We start from the raw sequence: 24,148 nt of genomic DNA on the forward strand, positions 1-24,148 counted from the left end.
GCCATGGCCCTAGGTCACGCTTTCGCGTCGGGGCTGCACCTTTCAGCGCCCTGCACGCCGCAAATCCAGCGTGAACGGGAATTCGAGGCTGCGTTCGGCCTCGCCCGCGTCCATCCGCCCCGAGGTGTGTCCCATCGCGAAGAAGCGCGCGAGCCGGCGGCTTTCGGCCTCGTAGGCATTGACCGGGAAGGTCACGTAGTTTCGCCCCCCCGGATGGGCCACGTGGTACTGACAGCCGGCGATCGCACGCTTCATCCAGGTGTCGACGAGGTCGATCGTCAGCGGCGCGTGCACGCCGATCGTGGGATGCAGCGACGACGACGCGGACCAGGCCCGGTAGCGCACCCCGGCGACGAATTCGCCGACCCGCCCGGTGGGCTGCAGCGGCACCGTCCGGCCGTTGACCGTGACGCGGTGGCGCGGGTCGATCAGGCCGCTGACCTTGAGCTCGATGCGTTCCAGCGACGAATCGACATAGCGCACCGTCCCGCCGGCGGCGCCTTCCTCGCCCATCACGTGCCAGGGTTCGAGCGCGTTGCGCAGCGTCAGGTGCACGCCCATCGCGGCCAGTTCGCCGACCTTGGGGAAGCGGAACTCGAAGTGCGGCGCGAACCAGGCCGATTCGAAGCCGTAGCCTTCGCGCTGCATCTCCTCCATCACGTCGTCGAAGTCCATCTGCACGAAGGTCGGCAGCAGGAAGCGGTCGTGCAGCTCGGTGCCCCAGCGCACCAGCGGCGCGCGGTACGGCGTCTTCCAGAAACGCGCCACCAGCGCCCGCAGCAACAACTGCTGAACGATGCTCATGCGCGCATGCGGCGGCATCTCGAAGGCCCGCAACTCCAGCAGGCCCAGGCGACCGGTCGACGAATCGGGCGAGTAGAGCTTGTCGATGCAGAACTCGCTGCGGTGGGTGTTGCCGGTGACGTCGACCAGCACGTTGCGCAGTGTGCGGTCGACCAGCCAAGGCGGCAGGTCGGCCCCATGCAGGCGCTTGTTGCGCTCGATCTCGCCCAGCGCGATCTCGAGTTCGCGGAGTTGGTCGTTGCGCGCTTCGTCGACCCGCGGCGCCTGGCTGGTCGGGCCGATGAACAGGCCGCTGAACAAATAGCTCAGGCTGGGATGGTTGTGCCAGTACGCCAGCAGCGAGGCGAGCAGCTCGGGCCGACGCAGGAACGGCGAATCCGCCGGCGTCGCGCCGCCCAGCACCATGTGGTTGCCGCCGCCCGTGCCGGTGTGGCGGCCGTCGAGCAGGAATTTCTCGGTCGACAGGCGCGACTTCCAGGCCGCCTCGTACAGGAACTCGGTGTGCTGAACCAGCTCGGCCCAGTTGTGGGCCGGATGGATGTTGACCTCGATGACGCCGGGATCCGGCGTGACCGAGAGCATCTTCAGGCGCGGATCGCGCGGCGGCGGATAGCCTTCGAGCACGATCCTGACCGTCAGCTCGGCCGCCGTGGCCTCGACCGCTGCCAGCAGTTCGAGGTAATCCTCCAGCCGCTGCAGCGGCGGCATGAACACGTACAGCACGCCGCTGGCTTCGCCCTGGGCCTCGGCCTTGGGGCCGTTGGCCCGACGCGGGTCGCGCGCCTCCACGCAGAGCGCGGTGCGGGTGATCCAGGTGGCGCTCTGGAAGCGGTCCGGGCGCTGGTCGAGCGGCGTCGCGGGCGTGCCGGCCGATCCGGCGCCAGCAGCGGCGTCCGGGCCTTCGGCCGCGCCGAAGCCACCAGCTTGCACGCCCACCATACCGCCTTCCGCAAATCCGCCCCCCACCGCATGCGCGGCGTAGCCGGCGCCGGACGGCCCGGCCGCCTGAGCCCGCAACCGGGCGGCGGCGGGCAGCGCGTCGCGCGGCGCGAACGGGTCGTGCTCGATGTGGAACGGGTAGTCGCCGGCGCTGACCCAGGGCAGCGAATCGAGCGGCAGGCGGTAGCCCATCGGCGAGTCGCCCGGGTGGAGGTACATGCGCTCGTCGCGGAAGAACCAGGGGCCGGTGACCCAGCGCGGACCGCCCAGCGACGGGCCTTCGGCGCGCTTGATCGGCAGCACGTAGCCGACCTCGTGCGCCAGGCCCTGACCGAAGACGCGGCGCAGCCGGATCCGCTCCTGCTCGTCGTCGAGCCGGGATTCGAACGGGTCGACGTTGACCGGCAGGCGGCGCTCGCGCCACAGGTAGTACCAGGTGTCCTCGTGGCCGGGCAGCACGTACTGCGGATCCAGCCCGAGCCGGCGGGTCAGCGCGGTGATGAAGCGCCGCGCATCCTCGCTGGTGTAGGCGTGGCCTTCGCGTTCATCGGCGAACAGCGAAGCATCCTGCCAGCAGGGCTGGCCGTCGGCGCGCCAGTAGATCGACAGGGCCCAGCGCGGCAACTGTTCGCCCGGATACCACTTGCCCTGGCCGAAATGCAGGAAGCCGCCCTGGCCGTATTCGCTGCGCAGGCGGTGCACCAGGTCCTGCGCGTACAGGCGCTTGGTCGGCCCCAGCGCGTCGGTGTTCCATTCGGCACCGTCGCGGTCGTCGACCGACACGAAGGTCGGCTCGCCGCCCATGGTCAGACGCACGTCGCCCGCGTCCAGGTCGGCATCGACCTGTGCGCCCAGCGCCAGCACGTCGGACCATTGGTCCTCTGAATAGGGCTTGGTGACGCGGGGCGACTCCCAGATCCGGGTGATGCCCATCTCGTGGCCGAACGTCACCTCGCATTCGTCGACGGCGCCGCTGATCGGCGCGGCGCTGCCGGGCTGCGGCGTGCAGGCCAGCGGAATGTGGCCTTCGCCGGCCAGCAGGCCCGAAGTCGGGTCCAGCCCGATCCAGCCGGCGCCGGGAAGGAAGACCTCGCACCAGGCGTGCAGATCGGTGAAATCGACCTCGGTGCCGCTGGGGCCGTCAAGCGCCTTCTGGTCCGGTGCGAGCTGGATCAGGTAGCCCGAGACGAAGCGCGCTGCCAGCCCCAGGTGGCGCAGCATCTGCACCAGCAGCCAACCCGAATCGCGGCACGAGCCGCTGCGCTTGCCCAGCGTTTCCTCGGCGGTCTGCACCCCGGGCTCCATGCGGATCAGGTACGAGATGTCCTGGTGCAGTTGCTGGTTCAGGCCGACCATGAAATCGATGGTCCGGGTCTCGGCGAGGGACACCTTGGCGAGGTAGGCCGCCAACAGTGGCGTCGCCGGCTCGACCACCCGGTAAGGCGCCAGTTCAGCCTGCAAGGCTGGGTCATAGCGGAACGGGAAGGTCTGCGCGCCGGGTTCGAGGAAGAAGTCGAACGGGTTGTAGACCGACATCTCGGCCACCAGGTCGATCGTGACCTTGAACTCGCGGGTCGGCTCCGGGAAGACCAGCCGGGCGAGGTAGTTGGCGAACGGGTCCTGCTGCCAGTTGATGAAGTGCCCCTCGGGCTCGACCTTCAGCGAATACGACAGGATGGGCGTGCGGCAGTGAGGCGCCGGCCGCAGCCGCACCACCTGTGGCGACAGGTTGACCCGGCGGTCGTAGCGGTACTGGGTGACGTGCCTGAGCGCAACGTGGATGGACAAGGCGCTTCCTTCGATGGTTCAAGTGATTCGGACGCCGGCACGAGCATCGCCCGGCCGTGTGACAGGCGTGTCAATGGGCCGGCACGAGGAAGTCGCGGCTGATGCCCACCCCCAGATCGCCGACCCGGTCCAGGAACTGGGTGAGGTAGGCGTGCAGGCCGGTGGAAAGGATCTCGTCGATGCGGGCAAAGTCCAGGTCGCAGCGCAGCCGGCCGGCACGGCGCAAGGTCTCGGACGACTGCTCGTTGGCCACCAGCTTCAGGTTGCCTACCACCTTGCTGATGCAGTGCGCCAGCGAGCGGGGCATGTCCGGCCGCAGGATCAGCAGCTCGGCCACCTTCTCGGGCTGGATCACGTTGCGGTAGACCTTGCGGTAGATCTCGAAACCCGAGACCGAACGCAGGATCGCCGACCAGTGGTAGAAGTCGTACTCGCTGTCGCGCTCGTCGGCCGCACCGTAGAAGTCGCTCTCCACCGCATGGAACTTGACGTCCAGCAGGCGCGCGGTGTTGTCGGCCCGCTCCAGGAACGAGCCGATGCGGATGAAGTGAAAGGCCTCGTCCTGCAGCATCGTGCCCACCGTCACGCCGCGCGACAGGTGCGAGCGGAACTTGACCCACTCGAACACGGCCGCCGGGTCGCGTTGCAGCAGCCCGCCGGACAGCAGGCGGTTGAATTCCAGCCAGGTCTGGTTCTGCGTTTCCCAGACTTCGGTGGTGAGCGTGCCCCGCACGGCGCGGGCGTTCTCGCGGGCGGCGCGCAGGCAACTGAGGATGGACGACGGGTTGCGCTCGTCGCGCACCATGAATTCCTTGACCTGACGGGCATCGATCGCGCCGTAGCGGGTCTGGTAGTCGTGCGTCAGCTCCGAGATCGACAGCAGGCCCCGCCAGCCCTGCTCGGCCACGGCCGCCGATTGCGGCACCAGCGAGGTCTGGTAGTTGACGTCCAGCATGCGCGCGGTGTTCTCCGCACGCTCCATGTATCGGGCCATCCAGAAGAGGTGGTCGGCGGTTCGTGAGAGCATGGTTCCGGTTCCCAAGGTGTGCTTTGCGGGCACGCGGTCAATCTTCCAGCACCCAGGTGTCCTTGGTGCCGCCGCCCTGGCTGCTGTTGACCACCAGCGAGCCTTCCTTCAGCGCGACCCGGGTCAACCCGCCGGGCACCATCTGCACCTCGGCGCCCGACAGCACGAAGGGCCGCAGGTCGATGTGGCGCGGCGCGATGCCCGACTCGACGAAGGTCGGACAGGTCGACAGGCTCAACGTCGGCTGCGCGATGTAGTTGCTCGGGTTGGCGATCAGGTGGCGGCGGAAATCGGCCACCTCCTGCGTCGTCGCGGCGGGCCCCACCAGCATGCCGTAGCCGCCGGCGCCGTGGACTTCCTTGACCACCAGTTCGGGCAGGTGGTCCAGCACGTACTGCAGATCGGCCTTGTCCCGGCACAGGTAGGTCGGCACGTTGTGCAGGATCGGCTTCTCGCCCAGGTAGAACTCGATCATCCTGGGCACGTAGGGGTAGATCGACTTGTCGTCGGCGATGCCGGTGCCGATCGCGTTCGACAAGGTGACGTTGCCCGCCTTGTACGCGTCCACCAGCCCGGCGCAGCCCAGCGTGGAGTCCTTGCGGAAGACGAGCGGGTCGAGGTAGTCGTCGTCCAGCCGGCGGTAGATCACGTCGACCCGCTTCGGGCCCTGCGTGGTGCGCATGAACACGAAATGGTCCTTGACGAACAGGTCCTGCCCCTCGACCAGCTCGACCCCCATCTGCTGCGCCAGAAAGGCATGCTCGAAATAGGCGGAGTTGTACATGCCCGGCGTCAGCACCACGACGGTGGGCTCGTTGACACCACCGGGGGCCACGCTGCGCAGGGTTTCGAGCAGCAGGTCGGGGTAATGCGCCACCGGCGCCACGCGGTGCCGGGAGAACAGCTCGGGAAACAGCCGCATCATCATCTTGCGGTTTTCGAGCATGTAGCTGACGCCGCTGGGCACGCGCAGGTTGTCTTCCAGCACATAGTAGTTGCCGCTGCCGTCAGGGTTGGCCGCACGCACGATGTCCACGCCCGAGATGTGCGAATAGACCTGGTGCGGCACGTCCACGCCCATCATCTCGGGCCGGAATTGCGCGTTGTGGGTGATCTGCTCGGCCGGCACCAGGCCGGCCTTCAGGATCTCCTGGTCGTGGTAGATGTCGTGGATGAAGCGGTTGAGCGCCGTCACCCGCTGGCGCAGGCCCCTCTCCAGGTCGCGCCATTCCTGCGCCGGAATCACGCGCGGAATCAGGTCGAACGGGATCAGGCGCTCGGTGCCCTCGCCCGAATCCTTGTCGCCGTAGACCGCGAAGGTGATGCCGACGCGGCGGAAGATCACCTCGGCCTCCTCGCGCCGCGAGCGCATCATGTCGCCCGGCTGCCGGGCCAACCACTGGTCGTAGGTCCGGTAGTGCTCGCGCACGGTGGCGCCGTCGGCATGCATCTCGTCGAAGCTGGGTCTCATGCGTTCTCTCCTGCCCTACGGTTTAGCAACAACCGCACCAGCTTCAGGGCCGCGAAACAGCCGGCTGCCAGTGCCAGTAACGGCGGCGCACGGCCCGCGTGCATCGTGCGCCCTGATCATCCCACCACCACGCACCGCATTGGTCCGTCCGCACCACATTGATGCCCAGGGCCCGGTAGCGCGCCAGCACCTCGGCATGAGGGTGGCCGAAGCGGCTGCGGTAGCCGACCTGAATCACGGCCACGCGGGGCCGCACCGCTTCGAGGAACGCCTGCGACGACGAGGTGTGGCTGCCGTGGTGCGGCACCACCAGCACGTCGGTGCGCAAGGCAGCGCCCAGCCGCGATACCAGGTCGGCCTCCTGTGCGGCCTCGATGTCGCCGGTCAGCAAGGCACTGCGGCCATCTCCACCCTGCACCCGCAGCACGCAACTGAGACTGTTCGATCGCCCACCCGCCGCCACCGCGCCGACACGCGGATGCAAGACCTCGAAATGCACGCCATCCCAGTCCCAGTGCTGCCCGGCCGCGCACTCGGTCTGCGCGACGCCGCGGTGGCGCAGCGGGTGGGCCGCAGCCAGCGAACTGCGAAGGTGCAGCACCTGCATCCGCTCGAACAGCGCCGGCGCCCCGCCGACGTGATCGGTGTCGCTGTGGCTGAGCACCAGTTCGTCGATCCGGCGCTCGCCCAGCGCCTGCATCAACGGCAACAGCACACGGCGTCCGGCGTCGCTGTCGCGTGCGTACTGCGGTCCGGCGTCGTGCACGAGCAAATGATGCGCCGTGCGCACCAGCACCGCACTGCCCTGCCCCACGTCGGCAGCGAGCAGTTCGAAGTGCCCGGGTGACGGGCGCGCCAGCGCAGGCCAGAGCAAGGGCAGCAGCAGGGGCAGCCCCAGGACCCGCGACCAGGGCGGCAGCGGCATCACCAGCACCGCGCCGCCCAGCAGCGCCAGCACCACCGCCGGCCAGGACGCCTCGGGCACCGGCCAGGAGGCCCAGGACAGCGCCCCCAGCCAGGCCAGCCCGTGCATCAGCGGCATCAGGGCGACGCCCGCCAGCGTGAGCAATGGATGCCAGATCATGCCCGCCAAGGCCAGGGGCGTGACGACGAAGGTCACCACCGGCACGGCGACCAGATTGGCCAGGAAGCCCACCAGCGACACCTGCTGGAAGAACACCATGCCGAGCGGCGCCAGCCCCAGCGTCGCCACCGCCTGCGCGCGGACGCCCTCCCCCAGGGCCTGGCGCAACCACGCCAAGCGCCAGCGCTGCGGCACAGCCGGTGCCGGCTGAGCCGCCGGCTGCGGCTCGGACGCCATCAACAGCGCCACCGCCATGAAGGACAGCCAGAAGCCCGGTTGCAGCAGGGCCCACGGATCGGCCAGGCCGACGGCCGCACCCGCCACCAGACAGACCAGCAACGGCGGCCAGCGCAGGCCCAGGCTGAGCAGCCCCACGGTGACGCCCAGCATCAGCACCGTGCGCTGCGCCGGCACCCCCCAGCCCGCCAACGCGCTGTAGCCCAGCGCCAGCGCCAGCCCACCCCAGCGCGCGGCGGTCGGCGCGGGCAGCCGGTACATCAGCCGCGCCGAGCGCCGCCACAAGGCACCGACGGCCCGCGCCGCAAGCCATGCGAACAGCGTGATGTGCAGGCCGCTGATGCTCATCAGATGGGCGACGCCGGTGGTTCGGAAGAGGTCCCAGTCGCGGCTGTCGATCGCCGACTGGTCGCCCACCGCCAGCGCCGCCAGCACGCCTTCGACGCGGCCGTCTCCCGGATGCAGCAGGATGGCGTCGCGCAGCCGCTGCCGAAGCGCGGACACGAGGTCGGACGGCGCCCAGCCGCGGGGCCCGGCCAACCAGCGCGGCGCGACCCGGGCGGCCGGTCGCACCGAGCCCACCGCGCCGATGCCCTGCTCGAACAGCCACAACTCCGCGTCGAAGCCCCCTGGGTTCATCGTGCCATGCGGCCGGCGCAGCCGCACCGGCAATTGCCACGCCTGGCCACCGGCCAAGGGTGGCGGCGGCCCGGCGTCGGGCACATCGTCCTGCCAGCCGCGCCCCCAGCCCAGCCACAAGCGGCCCGGCAGGGCAACCGGCCGGCCATCGCACCAGGCCCGAGTCACATCGAAGGGGAAGCGCAGGCCGTCGGCATCGACCTGCGGCATGTCGGCCACTCGGCCTTCGACCACCAGGTCGATCCCTTCGAGCGACGGCGCCAGGACATCGGACATGCGCCCAACGGCGCGCACGCCGGTGCTGCCAAACCCGGCGGCGGCCAGGCCCAGGGCCAGCAGGCCCGGACCCAGCAGGCCGCGCGCAGCCCAGGCCCAACGAGCCGCGACCAGCACCGCCAGGGCCAGGCCCACGATGGCGCCGTATCGAGACGACGGCCACAGCGCAGGCTGCTGCAATTGCAGGCCCACACCGGCCATCCAGGCCCCGGCTGCAACGGCGATGACTCCTCCCTGAGCGCGTTGCATGCCTCAGTGTAGGATGACCGGATTCCTTGTTGTCGACCGGAGAAACCCATGTCTGTCGCTGAGCGCCTGAAGGCGCTGGGGCTTGAACTGCCGCCCCTGGCCATCCCCGCCGCCGCCTATGTCCCGTTCGTCCAGACGGGCTCGCTGGTCTTCCTGTCCGGTCACATTGCCAAGCAGGGCGGCAAGCCCTGGATGGGTCAGCTGGGACGGGACATGAGCACCGAGCAGGGCCAGGCCGCCGCCCGCGCCGTGGCCATCGACCTGCTGGGCACGCTGCAGGCGGCCTGCGGCGATCTGCAGCGCGTCGCCCGCATCGTCAAGGTGATGAGCCTGGTCAACAGCACCCCGCTCTTCACCGAACAGCACCTGGTCACCAACGGCTGCTCCGAACTGCTGGGCGAGGTCTTCGGTCCGACCGTCGGCGCCCACGCGCGCAGCGCGTTCGGCGTGGCCCAGTTGCCGATGGGCGCCTGCGTCGAGATCGAACTGATCGCCGAGTTGAAGGCCTGATCATGAACGCCTGGTTCGGACAGCCGCGGCCGGCGCTGGTGACGGTGGCGGTGCTGTGCGTGGCGGCGGTGACCGCTGCGCTGGTGTCGCAGTACCAGTTCGGCATGCTGCCCTGCCCCTGGTGCACCTTGCAGCGGCTGATCTTCCTGGTGGTGGCGGTCCTCGCGCTGACCGCCGCGGCGCTGCCGTCGATCACGCTGCGCCGCACGCTGGCGGCCGCCGGCGCGCTGTTCGCGCTCAGCGGCATCGCCAGCGCGCTGTGGCAGCAACTGGTGGCGGCCGCCAGCCCGTCCTGCCACTTGACCTTGGCCGATCGCATTCTTGGCGATTTAGGGCTGCTCGATCTGGCGCCCGCCATTTTCGAGCCCCAGGTGTCGTGTGCCGACGCGGCGGTGAGCGTGCTGGGCGTGCCCTACGCTTACTGGAGTGCAGCCTTGTTCGCGCTGTGTGCGCTGGTCTGCCTGCGGGTCGCCACGCGCCGTCGCTGAGGCGCAAAGACTGCGAAAGCTGACACGGGTCAAGCCCGCGGCGGTCGCGGGCCGCGACACTGCCGGCTCCCCAAGCCGGCCCCGTCGGGTCGGCCAAGAGCTTACCGATGACCCCATCGACTTCTTTCTCCACCGACGTCCTGATCGTCGGCGCCGGCCCGGCGGGCCTGGCCTTGGCGTGTGCACTGGCCGACGCCGGTCTGCGTGCCCATGTGCTGGAACAGGCGCCGCGTGAATCGCTGGCAGCGCCGCTGGAAGACGGCCGCGACATCGCGCTGACCCACCGCTCGCGCCGCATTCTGACCACGTTGGGCCTGTGGGATCTCCTGCCTGCCGACGAGATCGCCCCGCTGAAGAAGGCGCAGGTCACCAACGGCAGCTCGCCGCTGGTGCTGCCTTTCGACGCTCGCGACCAAGGACACGACGCGCTGGGCTGGCTGGTCCCCAACCATCGCATCCGCCAGGCCTGTTTTGCCGGCGCCAACGCCCGCGCCGGGCAGGTCACGATCGAAGGTGACGCCCGTGTCGTCGCGCTGCTGCGCGACCGCGACCGCGCCAGCGTCACGCTGGCCGACGGTCGCGCCCTGGAGGCGCCGCTGGTCGTCGCCGCCGACAGCCGGTTTTCGACGCTGCGGCGCCTGGCCGGCATCGGCGCGCGACATCTGGATTTCGGTCGCACCGCGATCGTCTGCCGCATGGGCCACGAGCGCGATCACGAGGGCATCGCCCACGAGTGCTTTTTGCACGGCCACACCTTGGCCATGCTGCCCATGGCCGGACGCCAGTCGTCGGCGGTCTGGACCGTCGGCAGCGAAGGCGCCGCGGCGCTGATGGCGCTGAGCGACACCGACTTCGCCGCCGCGGTCGAGCGCGAGTTCGGACACCGGCTGGGCGCGATGCAGCGGGCCGGCGCGCGCCACAGCTACCCGCTGGTGGCCGTCTACGCCCAACGCTTCACCGCGGCCCGGTTCGCCCTCATCGGCGACGCCGCGGTGGGCATGCACCCGGTCACCGCCCACGGCTACAACTTCGGCCTTTACGGCATCGAGACGCTGGCCGGCGAACTCGCGCGGGCGCGGCAGGCCGGCGCGGACCTGGGCGATGCCCCGGCGCTCGAGGCCTACGCCGCCACGCACCGTCGCGTGACCCTGCCCATCTACCTGGGCACCAATGCCATCGTGCAGTTGTTCACCGACGACCGCCCGATGGCGCAGACTGCGCGCAGCGTGGTGGTGGAGCTGGCTCGCCGCCTGCCACCGTTGAAGGCGGCGATCACGCGGCAGCTGACCGGCCATCGCCCGGCCCCGCTGCTGCGCTGGCCACCGTTCGCGGCAGACTCCTGATCGGGGTGGCGGGTCGACTCAGGGAAACACCGGCATCGTCAGGTCGATGCCGCGATCGACCGCCTCGGGGTTGCGATAGGCCAGCAGGCGCTGAATTTCCACCAGCCGGGCCACCGGCACGTCGACCATCAACAGGATGCGGCCCGCCGCCAGATCGGCGTCGAACCGGCGCAGCTTGACGTTCGGCGTCGACACGCCGATCAAGGTGGCGCCCCAGGCCCCGAGCACGGCCCCTCCCAGCACGCACAGCATCAGGGTGCCAACATCGAACACCTGACCCCACAGCGGCGTGAGCTTGAGGTACACGCCCAGCATCGCGCCGCCCACCACCCCCAGGCCGCCGCCCAGGAAGAAGGCGTGCCGCAAATCCGTCTTCTGCAGGACGCCGGCTTCGTGAAGCGGCGCCAGCGCCTGATCGCGGCGGCTGAGAAAGTGCATGTGGCGGTCGTCGATCCGGGCCAGCAACAACTCATCCGCCACGCGGCGGGCACTGGCCTGATCCGGCAACACGACATAAAGGCGTCTGCGCATGGTGTCTCCTCGGCCGCCCTCGCCTCCGGTGATCGTGCCGACCCGCCGCCGGCGCCGACTCGCGCCCAGCCCGGACCGGGGCGGTCCGGCACGCGGGCTGACGCGCAAGTGCGAACGGGTTTACGCCGCCCTGGCGGGGCTGTCAACGGGGCGGCGATGCCCCTGCTGCCAGCAGCGTCTCCCGCCGGGCGCGCCGCTCACGCCGCGAGCACCCGCGCCACCTTCATCACGCCTTCGACCTGGTGTCCTTTGCGGGCCCGCTTGCCCGCATGGCCGGCCAGCGCGGCCCCCTTGACGAGTTCATCCTTCTCCTTGCCGCCACGGCCGCTGCCGAGCACGCGCAGCTGCTGGGTGAACGTTGCCACAGAAATCAGCGGGTCCTTGGCATCCACGTCCATCAGGGTCAGGCCCCGCCCCCCGTTGGGCTGGCGCTTCAGATCGGACAGCGGGAAGACCAGCAGCCGGCCGCTCTGGGCCAGGCAGGCCACCTGGGTGTGCTCCGGCAGCACCGTCACCGGCGGCAACAGGCGGTCGCCGGCGTCGAACGTGAGAAAGCTCTTGCCCGCCTTCTGGCGGCTGCCCAGGTCGGACAGCTGGGCCAGCAAACCGAAGCCGCCGCTGTTGGCCAGCAGCAGGATCTGCTCGGCCGGCCCGGCGACGCAATGCGCCACCTGGGTGCCGGCTTCCAGATCGATCAGGCTGGTGATGGGCTGGCCGTCGCCCCGCCCGCCGGGCAGCCCGGCCACCGCGACGCTGTAGACGCGCCCGCCGGAGCCGAACACGTACAGCGTGTCGACACGGCGGCACGCGAAGGTGCCATAGAGGCCATCGCCGGCCTTGAAGCTCAGCGTGCTGGCGTCGACCTCGTGGCCCTTGAGCGCGCGCGCCCAGCCCTTCAGGCTGACCACCACGGTGACCGGCTCATCAACGATCTTCAGCTCGGCCACCGCCCGCTTTTCTGCCTGGATCAGCGTGCGGCGCTCGTCGCCATGTTGCTTGGCATCGGCCTCGATCTCCTTGATCAGCGTGCGCTTGAGCGCCGCCGGGCTGCCCAGGATCTCGTCCAGTTTCTGCTGCTCCTCGCGCAGGCCCTTCAGCTCCTGTTCGATCTTGATCGCCTCCAGCCTCGCCAGCTGGCGCAGGCGGATTTCGAGGATGTCCTCGGCCTGCCGATCGCTGAGCTTGAAGCGTTCGATCAGCGCCGGCTTGGGCTCGTCGGCGTGGCGGATGATGCGGATCACCTCGTCGATGTTCAGCAGCACCAGCTGCCGGCCTTCGAGGATGTGGATGCGGTCCAGCACCTTCTGCAGCCGGTGCTGGGTGCGGCGCTGCACCGTGGTCTGGCGGAAGGCCACCCATTCGCTCAGCATCTGGCGCAGGCTCTTCTGCGTGGGCCGGCCGTCCAGCCCGACCAGGGTCAGGTTGATCGGCGCGCTGGTCTCCAGGCTGGTGTGGGCCAGCAGCGTGGTGATCAGCTCGGGCTGCTCCACGGTGCGGCTCTTGGGCTCGAACACCAGGCGCACCGGCGCGTCCTTGCTCGATTCGTCGCGCACGGCATCCAGCACCGCCAGCACGCTCGCCTTGAGCTGCACCTGTTCGCTGCCGAGCGCCTTCTTGCCGGCCTTGACCTTGGGGTTGGTCAGCTCCTCGATTTCTTCCAGCACGCGCTGCGAGCTGCAGCCCGGCGGCAGCTCGGTCACCACCAGCTGCCACTGGCCGCGCGCCAGGTCTTCTATCTTCCAGCGCGCCCGCACCTTCAGACTGCCGCGGCCACCGGCGTAGGCGTCGCGGATCTCGGCCGCGCTGGAAATGATCTGGCCGCCGCCCGGATAGTCGGGGCCCGGCAGCAGCGCGAACAGTTCCTCGTCGTCGAGTTTGTCGTTGCGGATCAGCGCCACCGCCGCCGCCGCCACCTCGCGCAGGTTGTGGCTGGGGATCTCGGTGGCCAGGCCCACGGCGATGCCGCTGGCGCCGTTGAGCAGCACGAAGGGCAGGCGCGCCGGCAGCTGGCGCGGCTCGTCGAACGAGCCGTCGTAGTTGGGCACGAAATCGACCGTGCCTTCGTCGAGCTCGTCCAGCAGCAACCGGGCGATGGGCGCCAGGCGCGCTTCGGTGTAGCGCATCGCGGCCGCGCCGTCGCCGTCGCGGCTGCCGAAGTTGCCCTGGCCGTCGATCAGCGGATAGCGCAGCGCGAAGTCCTGCGCCATGCGCACCATCGCGTCGTAGGCCGCGGTGTCGCCATGCGGGTGGAACTTGCCCAGCACGTCGCCCACCACCCGGGCGCTCTTGACCGGCTTGGGCGCGCCGCCCGAGCCACCATGGCCCAGGCCCATGCGCTGCATCGCGTACAGGATGCGGCGCTGCACCGGCTTGGCGCCATCGCACACGTCGGGCAGGGCGCGGCCCTTGACCACGCTGAGCGCGTATTCCAGGTAGGCGCGTTCGGCGTAGTGGGCCAGGGTGATCGCGTTGTCGTTCCCGCCGTCGGGCGGAGCGAATGAAAGCGTGGTTTGTTCCATGGATCGATTCAAGCGTGTCGGCCGCGCTTCAGCGCAGCGCGATCGAAGGGGTGGCCGGGGTCGGCACCAGACTCACCGCGTGGGCGCGGCCCTGCTGGCGTTGCTGAAGCAAGGCCCAGTAAAGCTCCAGCACCAGATGCACGTGGGCCTGGGTTTCGGCGATGTCGGGCACCGTGCGCCCAGCCCTGCGCACCGCGGCCTCGCCGGCGTTCCAGGCGGCCAACGCGACGGCGATGCTGCGGTAGCGGCGGGTCAGGTCGGCCAGCATGCGGGCGCCCGTCATCACGTTCATCGCGGGATCGTGCAGGCGCTGCACGGCCGACATGGCGCTCCGCTCGGCCGGCGTGGCGTAGCGGTCGCCGGTGTCGGGGGTGATCTGCATCAGGCCGATCGCACCATGCGCCGAGGTCAGGTCGTTGCGGTAGCCGGATTCGACGGCGATCACCGCCTTCAGCAGTTCGGTGTCGACCCCGGTGGCGCGGGACGCGCGTTCCAGCCACGGGTCAGCGGCACGGACTTCGGGTGCGAATTCCAGCCAGGTCAGCAGCGTGGCCGGCTGCATGGTCTTGTCCACGACGTGCGATGCGTCGTCGCGCCGATTCGCCAGCACCGGGGCATAGCGGCCGTCGACGCGGTGGTCCGCGAAATGCGCCACGCCGGCACCATCGACGTAGCCGTACAGCGCGAGCGCATGGCCCCAGGCGAACGCGCTGAGGCCGACCAGCCAGCCGCCTGCCAGGACGGCCCGCAGCCGGGACGCCAGACTGGCGGCGTTCAGGCCCATCGGCGGGCGGCGGTGATCGTCGCTTGCCATCGCATCCGCTCAGACATCGACATCGACCGAGTCGCCGTGCAGTTCCATCAGGTCGCGCCGGGCCTGGGCCTCGCCCTTGCCCATCAGCTTGCCCATGCTGTCCACGGTCGCGCCGAAGTCCAGCGCGCCGTATTCGACCCGCAGCAGACGCCTCGTGTCCGGGTTGAGCGTGGTGTCCCACAGTTGCTCGGCGCTCATTTCTCCCAGGCCCTTGAAGCGGCTGATGCTCCAGCTGCCGTCGCGCGCGCCTTCCTTGCGCAGTTTGTCGAGCGCCGCCTCCAGCTCGCCCTCGTCCAGCGCATAGATCTTGGCCGCGGGTTTCTTGCCGCGCGCCGGCGCGTCCACGCGGAACAGCGGCGGCTTGGCGACGAAGATGTGGCCGGTCTCGATGACCTTGGGGAAATGGCGGAAAAACAGCGTCAGCAGCAGCACCTGGATGTGCGAGCCATCGACGTCGGCGTCGCTGAGGATGCAGATCTTTCCGTAGCGCAGCCCGGACAGGTCCGGCGTGTCGCCGGGACCGTGCGGATCGACGCCGATGGCCACCGAGATGTCATGGATCTCGTTGTTCGCAAACAGCCGGTCGCGCTCCACCTCCCACGAGTTCAGGACCTTGCCGCGCAACGGCAGAATGGCCTGAGTCTCCTTGTCGCGGCCCATCTTGGCGCTGCCGCCGGCCGAATCGCCCTCGACCAGGAACAACTCGTTGAGCGCGATGTCCTTGCTTTCGCAATCGGTGAGCTTGCCCGGCAGCACGGCCACGCCCGAGCCCTTGCGCTTCTCGACCTTCTGGCTGGCGCGCTGGCGGGTCTGGGCCTGCTTGATCACCAGCTCGGCCAGCTTCTTGCCGTGCTCGACGTGCTGGTTGAGCCACAGCTCCAGCGCGGGCTTGACGTAGCCGGAGACCAGGCGCAGCGCGTCGCGACTGTTGAGCCGCTCCTTGGTCTGGCCCTGGAACTGCGGGTCCAGCACCTTGGCGCTGAGCACGAAGCTGGCGCGCGAGAAGACGTCCTCGGGCATCAGCTTGACGCCCTTGGGCAGCAAGGAATGCAGGTCGATGAAGCCCTTGACGGCGCCGAACAGGCCGTCCTTCAGTCCGGCCTCGTGGGTGCCGCCGGCGACGGTGGGGATCAGGTTCACGTAGCTTTCGCGCAGCAGCGTGCCGTCTTCGGTGAAGGCCACGCACCAGGCCGCTCCCTCGCCCTCGGCGAAGTTCTCGGTCTCGCCGTCGGCGGCGTAATGCTCGCCTTCGAACAGCGGGATCATCGGCTCGGCGGGCAGCGACTGCTGCAGGTAGTCGCGCAGCCCGCCCTTGTAGGTCCAGGTCTGGCGCTCTTCCTCATTGCGGCCGGTCTTTTCGGTCGTCAGCGAGACGATCACCCCCGGCATCAGCACCGCCTTGCTGCGCAGCAGGTGCATCAGCTCGTTCCTGGGCAGTTCGGCCGACTCGAAGTACTTGGCGTCGGGCCAGACGCGCACCGACGTGCCGTGCCTGCGCTCGCCCGGCGCACTGGCGCGCACCGCCAGCGCTTCGATCACGTCGCCGCCGGAGAAGGCCAGCGAGGCCATCTGCCCATCGCGCCACACGCTGACCTGCAGGCGCCTGGCCAGCGCGTTGGTGACGCTGACGCCCACGCCGTGCAGGCCGCCGGAAAAGCTGTAGGCGCCGCCCGAGCCCTTGTCGAACTTGCCGCCCGCGTGCAGCCGCGTGAACACGATCTCGACCACCGGCACCTGCTCCTCCGGGTGCAGGCCGAAGGGGATGCCGCGGCCATCGTCGTCGACGCTGACCGAACCGTCGGCGTGCAGCGTCACGGCGATGCGCTTGCCGAAGCCGGCCAGGGCCTCGTCGGCCGCGTTGTCGATGACCTCCTGCACGGTGTGCAAGGGGTTGTCGGTGCGGGTGTACATGCCAGGCCGCTGCTTGACGGGCTCCAGGCCCTTGAGCACGCGGATCGAGGCTTCGCCATAGGCCGGCGCTGCTGCGGTGGAGGAAGTGGAACGGGTCGCCATGGGCGGCGATTGTAGGGACGCCGCCAGTCCGGGCTGTGGTTGCATCCAGTTCGCCGCCTGTTGGCAGCGCCGAGTGCCCCGGGCTCCACGCCCCTGAACGCCATCCGCTACAGTGCCACCATGGACGCCCAGGCCTCTGTGAAACCCCTGTCGATGAACCAGGTCCTGCTCTGCGGCGCCCTGATCGTGACGCTGTCGATGGGGATACGCCACGGCTTCGGCCTGTGGTTGCAGCCGATGACGATGGATCGCGGCTGGAGTCGCGAGAACTTCGCGTTCGCCCTGGCCGTGCAGAACATCGCGTGGGGCCTGGCAGGCCCGTTCGCCGGCATGCTGGCCGACCGATTCGGTGCGTTCCGGGTGCTGATCGTCGGCTCGCTGCTGTATGCGCTGGGGCTGGTGCTGATGGCCCTGTCCACCTCCGGCCTCGCCTTCACCGGCAGCGCCGGCGTGATGCTGGGCATGGCGCAATCGGGCACGACCTATGCCGTCATCTACGGCGTGATCAGCCGCAACGTGGCCGCAGATCGGCGCTCCTGGGCGATGGGTGTGGCCGCCGCCGCGGGATCGTTCGGCCAGTTCCTGATGGTGCCGGTGGAGAACTGGCTGATCAGCCACTGGGGCTGGCAGGACGCCTTGTTTGTGCTGGGCTGCGCCGCGCTGGCGATCGCGCCGCTGGCCATCGGCCTGAGGGAGCCCAGGCGGTCGGTCGGCCCGCAGCTCGCGAGCCAAGGCATCGGCGCCGCGCTGCGTGAAGCGGTCTCGAATCCTAGCTTCCGCTGGCTGACGGCAGGCTATTTCGTGTGCGGCTTCCAGGTGGTGTTCATCGGCGTGCACATGCCCAGTTATCTGCGCGACAAGGGGCTGAGCCCGCAGGTGGCCACCACTGCGCTGGCCTTGATCGGCTTGTTCAACGTCTTCGGCACCTACCTGGCCGGCTCGCTGGGCCAGCGCATGGCCAAGCGGCACATCCTGTCGGCCATCTATCTGCTGCGCTCGATCGCCATCGTGGCCTTCATCAGCCTGCCCGTCACGCCGAGCAGCGTCTATGCCTTCGCGTCGGTGATGGGCTTTCTGTGGCTGTCGACCGTGCCCCCCACCAATGCCGTGGTGGCCCAGGTGTTCGGCGTCGAGCACATGTCGATGCTGGGCGGCCTGGTGTTCCTCAGCCATCAGCTCGGCTCGTTCATGGGCGTCTGGCTCGGCGGACGCCTTTACGACCGCACCGGCAGTTACGACGTGGTGTGGTGGATCGCGGTGGCGCTGGGCGTCTTCGCCGCGCTGGCCAACATGCCGGTGCGCGAGGTGCCCCTGCGACGCGCCGCCACCGCGGCGGCATGACGGTGGCTGGGCGATGAGGGACCCGATCGGACGCCGCTGGCTCGTGGGCCTGGCCGTCGCTGGCGCGCTGGCCCTCGTGTTCTGGGCCTACCTGGACCCGCACACGGTGGTTGACCTCAGCAACCGGTTCTGGGGTTGCTTCGGATGATGTCCACGCCAGCGAGCCCACCGTCCGACTGGGTCACCCGTTGGGCTCACCTGGCCCCGCCCCGGGCCACAGTGCTGGATCTGGCCTGCGGCGGCGGACGCCACCTTCGCTGGTGGGCCGCACGGGGGCACGCGGTCACCGGCGTCGATCGCGATGCTGCCGCGCTGGCCACCGTGGCCGATCGCGGCGAGATGATCCTGGCGGATCTCGAGCAGCAGCCCTGGCCGCTGGCCGGACGGCGCTTCGACGTCGTCGTCGTGACCCGCTACCTCTGGCGGCCGCTGCTCCCGGTCATCGTGGCCAGCGTGGCCCCCGGCGGCCTGCTCCTTTACGAGACCTTTGCGTCCGGACACGAGGCACTGGGGCGACCCAGCCGCGCCGAATTCCTGCTGCGGCCCGGCGAACTGCTCGCCGCAACCGCACCGTTGAGGGTGCTGGGTTACGAGGAGGGCTACCTGGAACATCCGCCCAGCTTCGTCCAGCGGATCGCCGCGCGCCGCGACACAGCCGACCCGCAGCCCCCGGACCGATCCCGCTTGCCCGACGCCCCGGTACGACCGTGACGGGTGGCTAGAATCAACGATCTTCTAGGAATTCAGGATGAAACCCATTGTTGGCAGCATCGTCGCGCTCGTGACGCCGATGCAGGAAGACGGCAGCGTCGATTACGCTGCACTGCGCTCGCTGATCGACTGGCACATCGCCGAAGGCACCGACGTGATTTGCGTCGTCGGCACCACCGGCGAGTCGGCCACGGTGACGGTGGACGAGCATTGCGAAATCATCCGTGTCGCAGTCGAGCATGCGAAAGGCCGGGTGCCGATCATGGCCGGCGCCGGGGCCAACTCCACCAAAGAAGCCATCGAGTTGTCGAAGTTCGCCAAGCAGGTCGGCGCCGACTGCACGCTGCAGGTCGTGCCCTACTACAACAAGCCCTCGCAGGAAGGCATGTATCGGCACTTCAAGGCGATCGCCGAGGCGGTGGACATCCCGGTGATGCTGTACAACGTGCCCGGCCGCACCGTGGCCGATATGCAGCACGAGACGGTGCTGCGGCTGGCTCAGGTGCCGGGCATCTTCGGCATCAAGGAAGCCACCGGCAACATCGAGCGCGCGGCCTGGCTGATCAAGCATGCGCCCAAGGGTTTCTCGATCTTCTCGGGCGACGATGGCACCGCCGTGGCGCTGATGCTGCTGGGAGGCCACGGCAACGTCAGCGTGACCGCCAACGTCGCGCCGCGGCGCATGCACGAGCTGTGCGCAGCCGCGCTGGCCGGCGACCTGCGCAAGGCCCGCGAACTGCACCTCGGCCTGCTGCCAGTTCATCGCCATCTGTTCTGCGAGAACAGCCCGGCTCCCACCAAGTGGGCGCTGGCGCAAATGGGCCGCTGCCGCGATGTGCTGCGCCTGCCCTTGTCGGAGCTGACCGAAGCCGGTCAGGCCCTGGTGGGTGGCGCGCTGCGCGAATGCGGCCTGCTCTGACCGCCCCAGAGCCCCTTTCCAACCCTGTTTTGAAGGCCCTCACCTGGGTGATGGCCAGCCGGAGATCCACGAAGTGAAACAAGCCTTTGCGTCAACCCCCGTGCGCGCCGCCGTCCTGCTGCTGGCCCTGGGCATGGGCGGTTGCTCGTCGGTCGAAAAAGCGATGTCCGGCGACAAGATCGATTACGGCGCCGGGGCGCAGAAGACCGCGGCGCTGGAAGTCCCGCCGGACCTGACGCCGCTGGTTCGCGATGGTCGCTACCTGCCGCAGGCCGGCAGCGTCAGCGCCAACGCGCTGGCGCAACAAAAGGGCACGCAAGCCGCCGCCGTGGCCAGCGAGGGCGTGGCGCCGCAACAGGTCGGCAGCTTCCATCTCGAACGGGACGGCAGCACCCATTGGCTGGTGGCGCCGCAATCGGCGGACGCGTTGTACCCGCAGATCCGCCAGTTCTGGCTGGCCCGCGGCTTCACGCTCACCAAGGACGATCCGCAGGCCGGCGTGATGGAGACCGACTGGGCCGAGAACCGCGCCAAGCTGCCGCAGGACATCATCCGCGCGACGCTCGGCAAATTGGTCGACAGCCTGTATTCGACCGGCGAACGCGACAAGTTCCGGACCCGGCTCGAACGCACGGCCCACGGCACCGAAATCTACGTGACGCACCAGGGTTTGGAGGAGGTCTACACCACCAAGAACCATGACGACGGTTCGACCACCTGGACCAACCGGCCGTCCGACCCCGGCCTCGAGACCGAAATGCTGACCCGGATGATGGTGGCGCTCGGCGCGCCCGCCCCCACGGCCGGCACGTCGGCTCAGGGAGCGACGGCCACGACGAGTCCGGTCGTGGTGGCGGCCGACAAGGCCCGCAAGCTCAGCGGACAGGCCGGTGCGGCCCTGGAGGTGGACGACGCGCTGGAGCCGGCGTGGCGCCGCGTGGGCCTGGCGCTGGACCGCAGCGGATTCACCGTCGAGGACCGGGACCATGCCCAGATGCTGTACTTCGTGCGCTATGCCGATCCGAAGTCGGCCGGCTCCGAAGAGCCCAATTTCTTCAGCCGCCTGTTCGGCGGCAAGAAAGATGCGGCACCGGTGCGCTTCCGCATCGCCTTGAAGACCTCGGGCGACAAGACCACGGTGTCGGTGCTCAACGACGTTGGCGCACCCGACAACTCGGCCAACGCGCAACGCATCGTCGGCTTGCTGGTGGATGAGCTGAAGTTCTGAGCGGACGATGGATCGGCCCGACGCCGATCCGGTTCGGTGCAAGCGTCAAATAAAAAGCCGCCCGAGGGCGGCTTTTTCACGGGCGCTCAAAGCGCGCGTCGAATTACTTCGAGGCGGCAGAAGCAGCCATGTCAGCCACGGCCGAAGCGGCACCGGCGACGTCCGAAGCAGCACCGGCGACAGCCGAAGCAGCAGCGTCCACAGCAGGAGCGGCAGCCGAAGCAGCAGCGTCAACGGCGGTCGCGGCAGCCGAAGCAGCAGCGTCAGCGGCGGGGGCAGCAGCGTCATCCTTCTTGCCACAGGCGGTCAGGGCGGCAACAGCGATCAGGGATGCCAGCAGGAGCGACTTGTTCATGAAATTCCTCAAAACAAAAGAGTCGAACAAAATTACCGGTAATTCTGGAAGCCCGCTGTTCGTGCGTGCCTCCTCCTCTTAAAGGTCCAGAAATGCTTGCCGCGCTCGAGCCGCAACAATAAGTCCACTTCTGTGCCTAGCCTTCGATTATACCCAAGCTAGGTACCTTCCCTAGATTCCCAGCGTGGTGACTGGAAAGGACGCTGCCGAACGTTGCAAAACAGCATCAAGCCTTTCCTTCGCCAGGACAATGTCTTGACGCTCGTCGCTGATGCGCCCCCGCCAGTGGATCAGATCGTTGACCTGGACGAGCAGATGCTCATCCACCAGCAACAAGCTGTCGAGACTGCCTCCCGACAAGTCCAGCGGACTGAGGCAGGTCAGGCGATGCGCCCAGTTCTGACGCCAGCGCGTCAAACGTGGCTTGTCGCGCCTGAGCGCCTCGAAATCGCCGCTGAGCCAGGTCAACTCGACCGCCCGGTGACCCGCCCAGGCGGTGAGCGCCTCCAGCAACGCCGGCTCGTCGACCGGCCAGCCTTCGAAGGCCGTCGGACTGACCCACCACATGCGCCGCACGCCACGTGCCCTCGCCTGTTGCACGATGCCTCGCACGGCCGCCTGGAACTCGGCGCGCGTATCGAACGCGCCGCAGGCAGGCCACTCGGCCGCCGGGCCGGAACCGGTGGGATCAGGCGCCATGGACCCAGCCGCTGACGGCCCAGTCGTCCAGCAAGGCCTGCGCCGGCTCGCTGAGCGAAGCCACCCGCTTCGCCACCAGGCAGTGCTCGTCGGCAAGGGACCGCATCAGCGCGGCATCCCGTCCCGACGCCCGAAATGATTCGCCGTTGATGAAGACATGATGATCGTCATACATCATCCGCGAGCGGGCGTCCAGCCGGACGCCTTGTCCCGGCCGCAAGGCTTCGCCGCCGCCAAACCAGACATTGGCCTTGGGCTCGGTGAGCGACTCTCCCAACGCACAGGCCAGGCTGCGGGCATCGTTGAGCGCCTCCACCACGGCCTGCGCCGCGAACTGCTGCAAGGCCGCAGGAATCCGTCCCGGCGTGGCGGTGGCGCTGCCGGCCGGGTCGCGATAGTGGGCCTCCTGCTCCGGTGACTCCAGCGCGTCGATCATCCGCTGCAGCACGTCCCGGGCAGTTTCGGTCGGCGTCGGCGTGCGAAAACCGATCGAGCAGGTCATGCAGTCCGGTCCGACCGCAACGCCGTCATGCCCCCAGCGCGGCGGCAGGTACAGCATGTCGCCGGGCTCCAGCAGCCATTCCTGATCGGGTTCGAAGTCGGCCAGGATCTTCACCGGCTTGCCGGGCACCCACCTCGGTTGCCTGACCGGCCCGACCCGCCAACGCCGGCTCCCGTGCACCTGGAGCAGAAACACGTCGTATGAGTCGGTGTGGGGACCGACGCCACCGCCATCGCTGGCGTAGCTGATCATCAGGTCGTCCAACCGGGCTTCGGGCACGAAACGGAACCGGCTCAGCAGATCATGGGCGGCCGCCACGTGCAGATCCAGACCCTGCACCAGCAGGGTCCATCCCGACTGGCCCAACGGGGGAATCTGACGGCGGCTGAACGGCCCATGGCGCAGTCGCCAGGCGCCCGCCGATTGCACCAGGAGGCGCGACTCGACATCGTCGCGTCCGGCCAGCGAAAACAAATCGGTGCGCCCCAGTGGCGGGACGGCGCCGGGCACGGCCTGACGGATCAGGCAGGGCTTCTTTTGCCAGAAGCGGCGCATGAACTGGGTCGGCGACAGCCCGCCCAGCAAACTCAACGGCTGATCCACATCCATGGCGCGGATTGTCGCTCGCGACTCCCATGCCGTGTGCGATCATCTCTTGATGGACATCACCTCTCCCTGTGTCGTGACCCTGACCTGGACGCTATCGGACGCCCAAGGCCAATTGATCGACGAACTCGTGGACCCGGTCGAATTTCTCTACGGCGGCGACGACCTGCTGCCCAAGGTGGAGGAAGCCCTGGCGGGTCGATCGGCCGGCTTCGAGGCCCAGTTGCATCTCGAGCCCGAGAATGCCTTCGGCGACTACGACGCCGAGCTGGTGTGTTTCGAATCCCGCGCCTTGTTTCCCGAGACGATCGAGGCCGGCATGCAGATCGAAGGGCTGCCCGAAGGCGCTGTCACCGAAGGCATGCCCGGCGACCTGATCTACACCGTCACCGATGTGTACCCCGAGCACGTGGTTCTGGATGCGAACCATCCCTTGGCCGGCATGGCGCTGCGTCTGCACCTGAAGGTCGTCGATGTGCGCGAGGCGACGCGGCGCGAACGGGACGCCCGCAGCGTGGGCGAATCGGCACTGTCGGTGTTGCAGGGCGCCCCGTCGGGCGAGCCGTTGCACTGAGCGCGGAGCGGCGAGCCTGGGCGCGGCCCGATCAGGCCGTGCCGGTCGAGCCGAAGCCGCCTTCGGCGCGGTCGCTGGCCGAGAACGCATCCACCCGTCGGAAACGGGCCTGCACCACCGGAACGATCACCATCTGGGCGATGCGTTCGAGCGGCTGGACGGTGAATGCCGAGGCGCCGCGATTCCAGCAACTGACCATCAGCGGGCCCTGGTAGTCCGAGTCGATCAAGCCGACCAGATTGCCCAGCACCACGCCGTGCTTGTGGCCCAGGCCCGAGCGCGGCAGGATCATGGCCGCCAGACCGGGGTCGGCGATGTGGATCGCCAGCCCGGTCGGAATCAGCGCGGTCTGGCCCGGCTCCAGCACCAGCGGCTGGTCCAGGCAGGCACGCAAGTCCAGTCCGGCACTGCCAGGCGTGGCGTAGGCGGGAAGCTGGTCCGCCATGCGGGCATCCAGCACTTTCAGGTCAATCGTCGTCAT

21 protein-coding genes are annotated in these 24,148 nt (G+C 69.0%); 9 read left to right on the forward strand and 12 right to left on the reverse strand.

Annotated elements, in window-relative coordinates; genetic code table 11:
• Nucleotides 1–42: 42 nt before the first annotated feature.
• The 4 genes from AC0N04_RS17960 to AC0N04_RS17975 all read right to left on the reverse strand — a co-directional run bounded on the left by AC0N04_RS17960 (nt 43) and on the right by AC0N04_RS17975 (nt 8,514).
• Nucleotides 43–3,531 carry a transglutaminase family protein gene (locus tag AC0N04_RS17960; protein WP_474283904.1) on the reverse strand — a complete coding sequence of 1,163 codons (3,489 nt, stop codon included), beginning with the start codon at nt 3,529–3,531 and terminating at the stop codon, nt 43–45.
• A 70-nt stretch (nt 3,532–3,601) separates the two neighbouring features.
• Nucleotides 3,602–4,558 (reverse strand): alpha-E domain-containing protein, encoded by a 957-nt coding sequence (locus AC0N04_RS17965; protein WP_474283906.1) that lies wholly within the window; start codon nt 4,556–4,558, stop codon nt 3,602–3,604.
• Nucleotides 4,559–4,595: 37 nt separating this feature from the next.
• Nucleotides 4,596–6,029, reverse strand: coding sequence for a circularly permuted type 2 ATP-grasp protein (locus AC0N04_RS17970; protein WP_474283908.1), 1,434 nt, complete (start codon nt 6,027–6,029; stop codon nt 4,596–4,598).
• A gap of 43 nt (nt 6,030–6,072) precedes the next feature.
• Entirely contained in the window at nt 6,073–8,514 is a 2,442-nt protein-coding gene (locus tag AC0N04_RS17975) for a DNA internalization-related competence protein ComEC/Rec2 (protein WP_474283910.1), read from the reverse strand.
• Between the two features lie 48 nt (nt 8,515–8,562).
• Between AC0N04_RS17975 and AC0N04_RS17980 the strand changes: the two genes are divergently transcribed.
• The 3 genes from AC0N04_RS17980 to ubiM all read left to right on the forward strand — a co-directional run bounded on the left by AC0N04_RS17980 (nt 8,563) and on the right by ubiM (nt 10,855).
• On the forward strand, nt 8,563–9,024 hold the full coding sequence (locus AC0N04_RS17980) for a RidA family protein (protein WP_474283911.1): 462 nt from the start codon (nt 8,563–8,565) through the stop codon (nt 9,022–9,024).
• Nucleotides 9,025–9,026: 2 nt separating this feature from the next.
• Entirely contained in the window at nt 9,027–9,512 is a 486-nt protein-coding gene (locus tag AC0N04_RS17985; RefSeq protein WP_474283912.1) for a disulfide bond formation protein B, read from the forward strand.
• 107 nt (nt 9,513–9,619) lie between these two features.
• Nucleotides 9,620–10,855 (forward strand): 5-demethoxyubiquinol-8 5-hydroxylase UbiM, encoded by a 1,236-nt coding sequence (ubiM, locus tag AC0N04_RS17990; protein ID WP_474283914.1) that lies wholly within the window; start codon nt 9,620–9,622, stop codon nt 10,853–10,855.
• 18 nt (nt 10,856–10,873) lie between these two features.
• On the opposite strand, the gene AC0N04_RS17995 is transcribed toward ubiM, so the two are convergent.
• The 4 genes from AC0N04_RS17995 to AC0N04_RS18010 form a co-directional block, all read right to left on the reverse strand.
• Nucleotides 10,874–11,386 carry a DUF1269 domain-containing protein gene (locus tag AC0N04_RS17995; protein WP_474283916.1) on the reverse strand — a complete coding sequence of 171 codons (513 nt, stop codon included), beginning with the start codon at nt 11,384–11,386 and terminating at the stop codon, nt 10,874–10,876.
• Between the two features lie 197 nt (nt 11,387–11,583).
• Complete coding sequence (gene parC, locus AC0N04_RS18000) at nt 11,584–13,905, reverse strand: DNA topoisomerase IV subunit A (RefSeq protein WP_474283917.1); 2,322 nt, start codon at nt 13,903–13,905, stop codon at nt 11,584–11,586.
• Nucleotides 13,906–13,933: 28 nt separating this feature from the next.
• The gene (locus tag AC0N04_RS18005; RefSeq protein ID WP_474283919.1) at nt 13,934–14,719 is read right to left on the reverse strand and encodes a lytic transglycosylase domain-containing protein; all 786 of its coding nucleotides are present in this window, start codon (nt 14,717–14,719) and stop codon (nt 13,934–13,936) included.
• 9 nt (nt 14,720–14,728) lie between these two features.
• Nucleotides 14,729–16,732, reverse strand: a complete 2,004-nt coding sequence (locus tag AC0N04_RS18010; protein ID WP_474283921.1) for a DNA topoisomerase IV subunit B — start codon at nt 16,730–16,732, stop codon at nt 14,729–14,731.
• Between the two features lie 120 nt (nt 16,733–16,852).
• On the opposite strand from AC0N04_RS18010, the gene AC0N04_RS18015 reads away from it, so the two are divergent.
• The 5 genes from AC0N04_RS18015 to bamC all read left to right on the forward strand — a co-directional run bounded on the left by AC0N04_RS18015 (nt 16,853) and on the right by bamC (nt 20,931).
• Nucleotides 16,853–18,073, forward strand: a complete 1,221-nt coding sequence (locus tag AC0N04_RS18015) for an MFS transporter (RefSeq protein ID WP_474283923.1) — start codon at nt 16,853–16,855, stop codon at nt 18,071–18,073.
• Between the two features lie 13 nt (nt 18,074–18,086).
• The gene (locus AC0N04_RS18020) at nt 18,087–18,221 is read left to right on the forward strand and encodes a hypothetical protein (protein WP_474283924.1); all 135 of its coding nucleotides are present in this window, start codon (nt 18,087–18,089) and stop codon (nt 18,219–18,221) included.
• Nucleotides 18,221–18,784 carry a class I SAM-dependent methyltransferase gene (locus tag AC0N04_RS18025; RefSeq protein WP_474283951.1) on the forward strand — a complete coding sequence of 188 codons (564 nt, stop codon included), beginning with the start codon at nt 18,221–18,223 and terminating at the stop codon, nt 18,782–18,784. Before AC0N04_RS18020 ends, AC0N04_RS18025 begins: the two co-directional genes overlap by 1 nt.
• 37 nt (nt 18,785–18,821) lie before the next feature.
• On the forward strand, nt 18,822–19,703 hold the full coding sequence (gene dapA, locus AC0N04_RS18030) for a 4-hydroxy-tetrahydrodipicolinate synthase (protein ID WP_474283926.1): 882 nt from the start codon (nt 18,822–18,824) through the stop codon (nt 19,701–19,703).
• A gap of 133 nt (nt 19,704–19,836) precedes the next feature.
• The gene (gene bamC / locus AC0N04_RS18035) at nt 19,837–20,931 is read left to right on the forward strand and encodes an outer membrane protein assembly factor BamC (RefSeq protein ID WP_474283953.1); all 1,095 of its coding nucleotides are present in this window, start codon (nt 19,837–19,839) and stop codon (nt 20,929–20,931) included.
• Nucleotides 20,932–20,976: 45 nt separating this feature from the next.
• Here the strand turns inward: bamC and AC0N04_RS18040 are convergent, their stop codons facing one another.
• The 3 genes from AC0N04_RS18040 to AC0N04_RS18050 all read right to left on the reverse strand — a co-directional run bounded on the left by AC0N04_RS18040 (nt 20,977) and on the right by AC0N04_RS18050 (nt 23,096).
• Nucleotides 20,977–21,219 (reverse strand): hypothetical protein, encoded by a 243-nt coding sequence (locus AC0N04_RS18040; protein WP_474283927.1) that lies wholly within the window; start codon nt 21,217–21,219, stop codon nt 20,977–20,979.
• A 238-nt stretch (nt 21,220–21,457) separates the two neighbouring features.
• Complete coding sequence (locus tag AC0N04_RS18045) at nt 21,458–21,985, reverse strand: hypothetical protein (protein ID WP_474283929.1); 528 nt, start codon at nt 21,983–21,985, stop codon at nt 21,458–21,460.
• Nucleotides 21,975–23,096 (reverse strand): JmjC domain-containing protein, encoded by a 1,122-nt coding sequence (locus AC0N04_RS18050; RefSeq protein WP_474283931.1) that lies wholly within the window; start codon nt 23,094–23,096, stop codon nt 21,975–21,977. The genes AC0N04_RS18045 and AC0N04_RS18050 overlap by 11 nt, the downstream gene beginning before the upstream one ends.
• Nucleotides 23,097–23,145: 49 nt before the next feature.
• On the opposite strand from AC0N04_RS18050, the gene AC0N04_RS18055 reads away from it, so the two are divergent.
• Entirely contained in the window at nt 23,146–23,667 is a 522-nt protein-coding gene (locus AC0N04_RS18055; RefSeq protein WP_474283933.1) for an FKBP-type peptidyl-prolyl cis-trans isomerase, read from the forward strand.
• 31 nt (nt 23,668–23,698) lie between these two features.
• Here the strand turns inward: AC0N04_RS18055 and dut are convergent, their stop codons facing one another.
• Nucleotides 23,699–24,148 carry a dUTP diphosphatase gene (gene dut, locus AC0N04_RS18060; RefSeq protein ID WP_474283935.1) on the reverse strand — a complete coding sequence of 150 codons (450 nt, stop codon included), beginning with the start codon at nt 24,146–24,148 and terminating at the stop codon, nt 23,699–23,701.

It is taken from the genome of Ideonella sp. sgz306126 (assembly GCF_056032705.1).

Bases quoted from the DNA above. Each gene is read 5' to 3' on its own strand.
- parC (WP_474283917.1), bottom strand. From the start codon at position 13,905: ATGGAACAAACCACGCTTTCATTCGCTCCGCCCGACGGCGGGAACGAC.
- AC0N04_RS18015 (WP_474283923.1), top strand. From the start codon at position 16,853: ATGGACGCCCAGGCCTCTGTGAAACCCCTGTCGATGAACCAGGTCCTG.
- dut (WP_474283935.1), bottom strand. From the start codon at position 24,148: ATGACGACGATTGACCTGAAAGTGCTGGATGCCCGCATGGCGGACCAG.
- AC0N04_RS17980 (WP_474283911.1), top strand. From the start codon at position 8,563: ATGTCTGTCGCTGAGCGCCTGAAGGCGCTGGGGCTTGAACTGCCGCCC.
- AC0N04_RS17995 (WP_474283916.1), bottom strand. From the start codon at position 11,386: ATGCGCAGACGCCTTTATGTCGTGTTGCCGGATCAGGCCAGTGCCCGC.
- AC0N04_RS18020 (WP_474283924.1), top strand. From the start codon at position 18,087: ATGAGGGACCCGATCGGACGCCGCTGGCTCGTGGGCCTGGCCGTCGCT.
- ubiM (WP_474283914.1), top strand. From the start codon at position 9,620: ATGACCCCATCGACTTCTTTCTCCACCGACGTCCTGATCGTCGGCGCC.
- AC0N04_RS18025 (WP_474283951.1), top strand. From the start codon at position 18,221: ATGTCCACGCCAGCGAGCCCACCGTCCGACTGGGTCACCCGTTGGGCT.
- AC0N04_RS18040 (WP_474283927.1), bottom strand. From the start codon at position 21,219: ATGACGCTGCTGCCCCCGCCGCTGACGCTGCTGCTTCGGCTGCCGCGA.
- AC0N04_RS18050 (WP_474283931.1), bottom strand. From the start codon at position 23,096: ATGGATGTGGATCAGCCGTTGAGTTTGCTGGGCGGGCTGTCGCCGACC.
- AC0N04_RS17970 (WP_474283908.1), bottom strand. From the start codon at position 6,029: ATGAGACCCAGCTTCGACGAGATGCATGCCGACGGCGCCACCGTGCGC.
- AC0N04_RS18010 (WP_474283921.1), bottom strand. From the start codon at position 16,732: ATGGCGACCCGTTCCACTTCCTCCACCGCAGCAGCGCCGGCCTATGGC.
- bamC (WP_474283953.1), top strand. From the start codon at position 19,837: ATGGGCGGTTGCTCGTCGGTCGAAAAAGCGATGTCCGGCGACAAGATC.
- dapA (WP_474283926.1), top strand. From the start codon at position 18,822: ATGAAACCCATTGTTGGCAGCATCGTCGCGCTCGTGACGCCGATGCAG.
- AC0N04_RS17965 (WP_474283906.1), bottom strand. From the start codon at position 4,558: ATGCTCTCACGAACCGCCGACCACCTCTTCTGGATGGCCCGATACATG.
- AC0N04_RS18045 (WP_474283929.1), bottom strand. From the start codon at position 21,985: ATGGCGCCTGATCCCACCGGTTCCGGCCCGGCGGCCGAGTGGCCTGCC.
- AC0N04_RS17985 (WP_474283912.1), top strand. From the start codon at position 9,027: ATGAACGCCTGGTTCGGACAGCCGCGGCCGGCGCTGGTGACGGTGGCG.
- AC0N04_RS17975 (WP_474283910.1), bottom strand. From the start codon at position 8,514: ATGCAACGCGCTCAGGGAGGAGTCATCGCCGTTGCAGCCGGGGCCTGG.
- AC0N04_RS18005 (WP_474283919.1), bottom strand. From the start codon at position 14,719: ATGGCAAGCGACGATCACCGCCGCCCGCCGATGGGCCTGAACGCCGCC.
- AC0N04_RS18055 (WP_474283933.1), top strand. From the start codon at position 23,146: ATGGACATCACCTCTCCCTGTGTCGTGACCCTGACCTGGACGCTATCG.